Origin of the sequence: Dyella sp. (assembly GCF_035277725.1) — a bacterium.
Classification (GTDB): domain Bacteria; phylum Pseudomonadota; class Gammaproteobacteria; order Xanthomonadales; family Rhodanobacteraceae; genus Dyella_B.
This window is the reverse complement of record NZ_DATEJY010000141.1, coordinates 20450-27660: the sequence shown is the minus strand read 5'-3', so window position 1 is coordinate 27660 and position 7211 is coordinate 20450. Positions and strand designations below refer to the sequence as shown.

Genomic DNA, 7211 nt, shown 5'->3' with positions numbered 1-7211 from the left:
AGGAGGAAGGCGCGACGCTGCTGGCGGGAGGTGAAGGCCGGCCTGATGGCTTGCGCGCCGGATGGTTCGTGAAGCCCACCCTCTTTACCCATGCCAACAACCAGATGCGCATTGCGCGCGAGGAAATCTTCGGCCCCGTGCTGACCATCATCCCCTACGAGGATGAAGCTGACGCGATCGCCATTGCCAACGACACGCGCTACGGCCTGAGCGCCCTGGTGCTGGGCAAGAACCCGGAAAGCTGCGAACGTGTGGCACGCCAGATCGATTCGGGCCGGGTGCTCGTCAACACCTTGGCCCACGAGCCACGCGCACCATTCGGAGGCTTCAAGCATTCGGGGCTCGGGCGCGAAATGGGTCGATGGGGCATGAGCGCGTACCTGGAGCCCAAGACCTTGCTGATGGCGGCGGAGTAATCTCCCCAATCCGTCGCAGCGCTCACGTTATCCCTGACACGTTTATTACGGGCATCTTTTGTAGGACGGCTGCGTGTAGACCACAGCAGTTGCGTGATGAATGTGCGGCTGGCGCGGCCTGAGGGGTATCGTTGCGATGGATCGCGCGCGCAGAGTCAGGGCACAATCCGCATTGAGGTGCGTTAGGCCGATGACGACAACGTTCTCGGCCACGTCTTCGACGACTTCCACTGCGATCGCAGCAGCTTACTCTGCTGCGTCAACTCGACGTCGTAGCGATTCGCGCTCGAAAGCCCATGGTTATGGAGCACGGCCGAGGGCCGCGTCATCAAATGCCTGACGGTTGTCGATGACGCCACGCACAAGACTGTCGTCATCGAGGTCGAACGAGCGATCTCCGGCATGGGCGTGACGCGCGTGATGGATCGCCTGGCGCTCACCCGCGGCCTGCCCAAGATCATTCGCAGCGACAACGGCAAGGAGTTCTGCGGTAAGGCGATGGTTACTTGGGCCCACGAGCATGGCGTCCAACTGCGCCTGATTGAACCGGGCAAACCGAACCAGAATGCCTACATCGAATCGTTCAACGGCCGCTTGCGCGACGAGTGCCTCAACGAACACTGGTTTCCCAGCTTGCTACATGCGCGTACCGAGATCGAAACCCCCGGACTCTAATTCGCTCCGCTACTGAAGGCGGGGGGCGTCGCGGCGGCCCTTATTCTTCGCCGGTGGGTGCCGTGGATGCGCCCGCAACCTGTCGGCTAGCTATTCCGACATCCTTAAGAGGCCACCGCCGGTGCCGATAGAGGTTTCATCGAAACTCCTCATGCACCATAGCTATGGAAAAAGCTACTGATCACATTCTTCATCAGCTGGAACTTGAAAGACGTTTCCTCGAGTACAAAGAGCAGCTGGCATCAAGAACCCAAGAACTCATTGCGGAGCAGACGCTACGATATGAGGCCTCGCTAAAAGAACTTGCAGAGGCGAGAGTGGACATTGTTGCCGCGAAGGAGTCATTGGCGGCAAAATTTGAGATCGCAAAGGTGGAAATTGCGGAAATTGCGGTCGATAGGACGACAAAACTCTTCTCAGAAGCTAAGAACATAGTGCAGGTTGCTGCTCTTTGTGCCATACCCATTCTGTTCGGGGCAGGGTACATGGCGTACAGTTCCCTGAAGTCAACGGCCACCATGTTTGTTGATACGAAAGTCAAAGAATGGCTTTCGATGTCAACACCAGAATCTCCAGTGAAGATCACGCTGGAGAAGCTCAGAACGCAGACAGTTCTGGATTCTTTAACAGCTAGACTGGCGCGACAGAAAATAGACAATCATTTTTCCTCATATGCCCTTGGGATATCAGAGGACGAGTTGCAGAGGTTGCGGCAAATCTTGATCGACCCGGCATCCAGCGAATCCAACTTCATCGACGCGGCACGAATAATCGAAAATTCCAGGGGCTTTGGTGCAAGTATTGCTTACGACAGGGATGTTGCAAAAACATTTGAAACAATATTTTTAGACAAGCGTTATGGCGATGACAAGCGCAACGATCTATTAGAGTTTTGGAACAGCGAACGATCTATTCTTCCCGAAACTGAAGCCATTTTAAGGTCTGGCGAGTCAATTTCTGGAGATAGATGGATGCTTCTTGCTTTTCAAAACGCAGAAAAAAATTCCGATGATCTTGCAGATAAGTATGCGCCTATACTGCTTTCCAGTAAGCATGATGAAAATCAGAATGAGGCAGCTACATATTTGGCGACAAGGCATCCACTAAGTCAAGATTTAGGTCGATGGATTGATGGGATAAGGAAAATAAATGATAAAAGCTATCCGGTTATAACTGCGTTTGTTGCCTCGCATAGTGTGGATTATTTGAAAGAAAATAACGACGCGAAAGTGGTAAAGACTGTTGCCTCCTGGATCTATCAAGCCATCCAGAGTGGGGCGGTCCTTAGGGTCACTGACTTTGCTCTCGAGAGTGATCTAATGTGGGGGATGAAGACCAACAATGGCTCAAGATTTTATCAAGTAAGTATCCCCCGGCAAAGCCGGGGGCTTTATGGGTGAGCGCCTCAAAGGCGCCTTGAAACCAGGAGCCGCCCAAGGCGGCCGGTCATACGCCTAGCTTCATCTGATCGTAGCGCTCATCTTCCTTTTCCTGGTTTCTGATGTAAGCCCTCACCATCGCTTCATCCAAACCTACCGTCGATACGAAATAGCCGCGAGCCCAGAATACTTCTCCAGTGAAATTGCGCTTGCGTCCTCCAAACCGTCGCGCGATCACTATCGCACTCTTCCCTTTTAAATAGCCCACTACGCTTGCAACCGAATACTTCGGCGGAATGCTGATGCACATATGGACGTGATCCGGCATCAAGTGGCCTTCCACAATCCGGCAACCCCGCTGCTTCGCCAACTCATGAAACACCTCCCCAAGGTGCCGACGAAGCTGGCCAAAAATCCGCTTCTTGCGGCGCTTGGGGATATACACCACATGGTATTTGCAGTCCCAACGCGTATGGCTAAGGCTCTGATACTCTTTCATCGTGAATCCTCATCTCTTGGTCGAGATTCCAGATTCACAACGACCGCTGTATAGGTCAAACCTCGGGAGTCCCCCGGCATAGCCGGGGGATTTCCTCAGGTATTAAATAAGCCACGTGATTGCAGACGAAAGTCCCCGCCGTATTGGACACTTCGGCGGGCAACCTCTCCGCAAGCAAGGCCTTGAGCATCGCTTTGATGGGCAGCGTACTGAAGTAGGCAGCCGGCCCATCCGGCACGACAGCTTCATCTACAGGCTGCGCGCCGCTGTTGTCGGGCAGGCGCGCATCCTGCACATTGATCGCCACGCGCTCGATGGAAAGCCGGCTTCGCCCGCCCGCTTGCCCGATGCCGAGCAAAATGGACGGTGCTATCTCATCCACCACCGCCGTCAGTTGGCGCTGCGATTCGGCAAACGCGGTGGGCAGCAGGCGCGATACCACGCGATGGCCGCCGATGTGCTTGCCATCAAGCACACGCACCGCTTCCCAGGAAGGATTGATATCTTCCCCACCGAACGGCGTAAAACCGGTCAGCAAGATGCGCGGCTGTTCGCTCATGGCGTCACGGAACCCTGTCAACGGAAGACCAGCAGCCACATGGTAATGAAGGTGACTGCAAAGATGCTTGCCGCACTCCACGCTTGCGCACGAATGACGCCATAAGGATTGCGCAGTTCCAGCAACGCGGCAGGCACCAAGTTGTAATCGGCAGCCATCGGCGTAAGCAAGGTACCGCAATAGCCGCACAACATACCCATGGAACCCAGCACGGCCGGATGGGCGCCATAGCGCTGCACCAGCAACGGCAGACCGATGCCAGCCATCATCACCGGGAAGGCCGCAAAGGCGTTGCCCATGATCACGGTGAACAGCACCATGCCGAAGGCAAACACCAGCAGACACAGAAAGGCATTGCCCTGGGGCAGCAGCATGCTCGCCAGTGCAGCGATATCACCGCCAACGCCACTCTGCGTAAATACCTGGCCCAATGCGGCCAGCAACAAAGGCAGCAAAGCCGCCCAACCGATGGCATCGAGCAATCGCCGCCCTTCCGCCAGTCCGTGATGCGGCGGCGCCCGCGCAATACGGGCAGCGGCGAGCAAAGCCACCACACAGGCCAAGGCCAGGCCAGTCAACGTCATCTGCGGTTTGGCAAACAACGCCGCGCCGCCGACAGCAAGGTGCTCACCGAACAACGCGACCAGCAGCGTGACCAGAGGAATCAGCAACGCCGGCACAAACAGCTTGTGGCCAAGGCGCACTGCCGAGACAAGTCGCGCAGGGCTGTGGGCGATTTCCGAATGCGTTCGCCTGCGAAGACAGGGCGCCAGCAATGCAAGCGCAATCACCATGCATCCGGCAAGTTGCGCAGGCCATGCGTTACCGGCTTGCTGCTGCGCCAGCACCACATCGCCACCTGCAAACAACACCCCCAGCAGCAACCAGAATGCAGCACGCGCGAATTGCCGTTCCCGCAGATTGCGCCACGCGGCGAACAACAGAAAAGCAGCGATCAGCCAATACACATACTCAATGCGCAGCATGCTCAGGTTTCCGTTACCCGGGCACGGCGTGCCAGACGACGCTGAAATAACCAGATGCGTACGGACTGAATCACGAACGCGGCGATGGCGGTTGGCAATGCCCACAGCGCGATGGATAGCGGCGTAAGCTCGATGCCGTGCTGCGCGTAGAACCCTTGAATCAACAGCACGGCGCCCAAGGCAATAAACACGTCTTCGCCAAAGAAGCGGCCAATATTGTCTGTGGCGGCGGCGACGGCGCGCACCTCATCCCGATCCGCATCGCTCAAACCGGGATGCATCTTTTCGGCAGCAGCCTCGCCCATCGGCGCCAACAACGGACGCACTGTCTGCGCCGGGCCTGCCACGCCGGTGAGACCCAGCATCGCCAGTCCTTCGCGCACCAATAGATAACCGATCAGCAGGCGCGCAAGGGTAAGGCCTCGCAACTGCCCCATCCATCGTTGGGCGTGCTCGCGCAAACCGGCATGCTCAAGCAGGCCAATCGCCGGCAAGGTAAGCACGAACAGCAACAGCACGCGTGAGGACACAAAACTTTTTCCCAATAACGCCAGCAGCTCCGGCAGATGCAATCCCGCCAGCAAACCACTGACGAGCGCCGCACAAACCACTACCGGCACGGCATTGAAGCGCAGTGCAAAGCCGATGACGATCACAGCGACGCCAAGCAACGGCCAGTAGTTCATGCTGATTCCTAGTTCAATGCGGGCGTGCGATACCAATGCCAGCCGCTTCCAGCGCGGCACGTAGCTGGCGTGCAAAATCCACCGCGTGCGCACCGTCGCCATGCACGCACAGCGTATCGGCCTGCAACGCAACGATGCTGCCGTCGACTGCACGCACATGCCCTTCGCGCGCCATTGCCATAGCCTGTGCGATGGCTTCATCGCTTTCCTGGATCACCGCATCCGCCTCGCGCCGCGGTTGCAGCGTGCCGTCGGCGCGATAGCGGCGATCGGCAAACGCTTCGGCTGCCACCGGTATACCGATCGCATTACCCGCATCGACGAGCGCCGAGTTCGCCAGACCGAACAAGCGCAAGGCGGGATCGAAGTCATGCACGGCACGTGCGATCGCCGCCGCCAGTTTCGCATCGCGTGCGGCCATGTTGTACAGCGCACCGTGCGGCTTTACGTGGCTCAACCGCGTACCCGCTGCCTGCGCAAATCCGTGCAGTGCACCGATCTGATACAGCGTGAGCGCATACGTCTCGTTCGGTGTAACGGCCATCTCGCGACGGCCAAACCCCTGCAAGTCGGGCAGCGATACATGAGCACCGATGGCAACATCATGCTCCACCGCCATCGCCACGGTGCCGCGCATGATGTCCGGATCGCCGCCGTGAAAACCGCACGCAATATTGGCCGAGCTGACAATGGCGAGCAGTGCCGCGTCGTTGCCCATGCGCCAGGCGCCGAAGGATTCGCCCAGGTCACTGTTGAGATCGATGGTCTTGGCGAAGGCATGTTTCATGGCGATTCCAGACGTTGTTCGATGCGTTGAAGCAGTTGCCGTAGTGATGCCTCGCGTTCGCGCAGGCGCTGCAGCGATTCATCCATGGAGGTCTCGCGGAAATATACGGCATCGCCCGGCCGGCGCTGCGCCAGGCGCGGGAGATCGACGGCGGCAAGCTGCCCGATGCGCGGGTAGCCGCCGATGACCGGCGCCTCGGCCAGCAACAGGATCGGCTGTCCCGACGGCGGCAATTGCAGTGTGCCGGGCAGCGTGGCTTCGGATATCAATTCAAGTGGCTCGCGCAGTCGCAATGGCGAACCATCCAGTCGATTGCCCGTGCGGTTACTGTCTTTGCTGACCCGGAAGCGCTGCGTGAACAGTGCACGTTGCGATGCATCATCGAGTGCGGCGTAATGATGACCACGCATCAATGCGAACGGTGCTTGCGCATAATCCAGCCACGGCTGCGGATCGAGTCCCCAGCGCAACGCCTGCATGGGTTTGCCGGAGCGGAACCATGGCGCCGCGGTGTGCTCGCCTATCGTCAGCATGTCGCCCGCCTTGATGGCCGCACCTATGCATGCGTGCAGATCGGTGCTGCGGCTGCCGAGCACCGGCGTGCTGTCAAAACCACCTCGCACCGCGAGATAACTGCGACAACCGTGACGCATGCCGCCAAAACGCAGCACGGTGCCGGCAGGCAACAAGCAGCTTGTCCATAACGGCAACGGCTGGCCGTTTGCGCGCACGTCGATGATCGCACCCGTCACCGCAATCACCGCATGCTCCTGAAAACGCAGCGTCGGACCGCCGAGCGTGATCTCCAGCGCAGCCTCGCCCCCGGTATTGCCCACCAGCGCGTTCGCCAGCCGCCATGACGACTCGTCCATCGCACCCGCACGCCCTACGCCAAGCGCGGCATAACCCCGGCGCCCCGCGTCTTGCAAGCTGGTGAGCAGGCCAGGTTTGATGACTTCGATCGTCATGGCTCACATGATTGCCGAAAGGCCTTGTAGGTCGGGTTGGGGTGAGGCGCAGCCGAACCCCAACGTCGCATGCATGAGTTCGTCATTCCAGCGAAAGCTGGACGTAGCGCGAAGCGTGGAGAACGTCCGAAGGATGGCCCCGAAGGGGTGAGCGAAGCGAATCATCCAGTGTCTTTCGATCTCAAAGTCGCTGGATTCCTCGCTCCTCAAAGCCGAGCACATCCATGTGTTCTCCCCACGTACCAGCTTTCGCTGG

8 protein-coding genes and 1 pseudogene are annotated in these 7211 nt (G+C 58.5%); 3 read left to right on the top strand and 6 right to left on the bottom strand.

Annotated elements, in window-relative coordinates; genetic code table 11:
• The 3 genes and pseudogenes from VJR68_RS13015 to VJR68_RS13005 all read left to right on the top strand — a co-directional run.
• The coding region (locus tag VJR68_RS13015) for an aldehyde dehydrogenase family protein (RefSeq protein WP_324148239.1) at nt 1-416 on the top strand (416 nt) is incomplete at its 5' end.
• 309 nt (nt 417-725) lie between these two features.
• Nucleotides 726-1076 (top strand): annotated as a pseudogene (locus VJR68_RS13010) (integrase core domain-containing protein); the annotation flags it as partial.
• 179 nt (nt 1077-1255) lie between these two features.
• On the top strand, nt 1256-2491 hold the full coding sequence (locus VJR68_RS13005; protein ID WP_324148237.1) for a hypothetical protein: 1236 nt from the start codon (nt 1256-1258) through the stop codon (nt 2489-2491).
• 46 nt (nt 2492-2537) lie between these two features.
• Here VJR68_RS13005 and tnpA read toward each other — a convergent pair whose 3' ends face one another.
• Genes tnpA through VJR68_RS12975 form a run of 6 tightly spaced genes read right to left on the bottom strand, consistent with a single transcriptional unit; the run spans nt 2538 to nt 6955 of the window.
• A complete protein-coding gene (gene tnpA / locus VJR68_RS13000; RefSeq protein WP_324148235.1) occupies nt 2538-2969 on the bottom strand; it encodes an IS200/IS605 family transposase in 432 nt (143 codons plus the stop codon).
• A 55-nt stretch (nt 2970-3024) separates the two neighbouring features.
• Nucleotides 3025-3528, bottom strand: coding sequence for a pyroglutamyl-peptidase I (pcp, locus tag VJR68_RS12995; protein WP_324148233.1), 504 nt, complete (start codon nt 3526-3528; stop codon nt 3025-3027).
• A 17-nt stretch (nt 3529-3545) separates the two neighbouring features.
• Nucleotides 3546-4514 (bottom strand): 5-oxoproline transporter, DUF979 family subunit, encoded by a 969-nt coding sequence (locus VJR68_RS12990; RefSeq protein WP_324148231.1) that lies wholly within the window; start codon nt 4512-4514, stop codon nt 3546-3548.
• Nucleotides 4515-4516: 2 nt separating this feature from the next.
• Nucleotides 4517-5200, bottom strand: coding sequence for a DUF969 domain-containing protein (locus VJR68_RS12985; protein ID WP_324148230.1), 684 nt, complete (start codon nt 5198-5200; stop codon nt 4517-4519).
• Between the two features lie 13 nt (nt 5201-5213).
• Entirely contained in the window at nt 5214-5987 is a 774-nt protein-coding gene (locus tag VJR68_RS12980) for a 5-oxoprolinase subunit PxpA (protein WP_324148228.1), read from the bottom strand.
• A complete protein-coding gene (locus VJR68_RS12975) occupies nt 5984-6955 on the bottom strand; it encodes a biotin-dependent carboxyltransferase family protein (RefSeq protein ID WP_324148226.1) in 972 nt (323 codons plus the stop codon). Before VJR68_RS12975 ends, VJR68_RS12980 begins: the two co-directional genes overlap by 4 nt.
• Nucleotides 6956-7211: the final 256 nt, after the last annotated feature.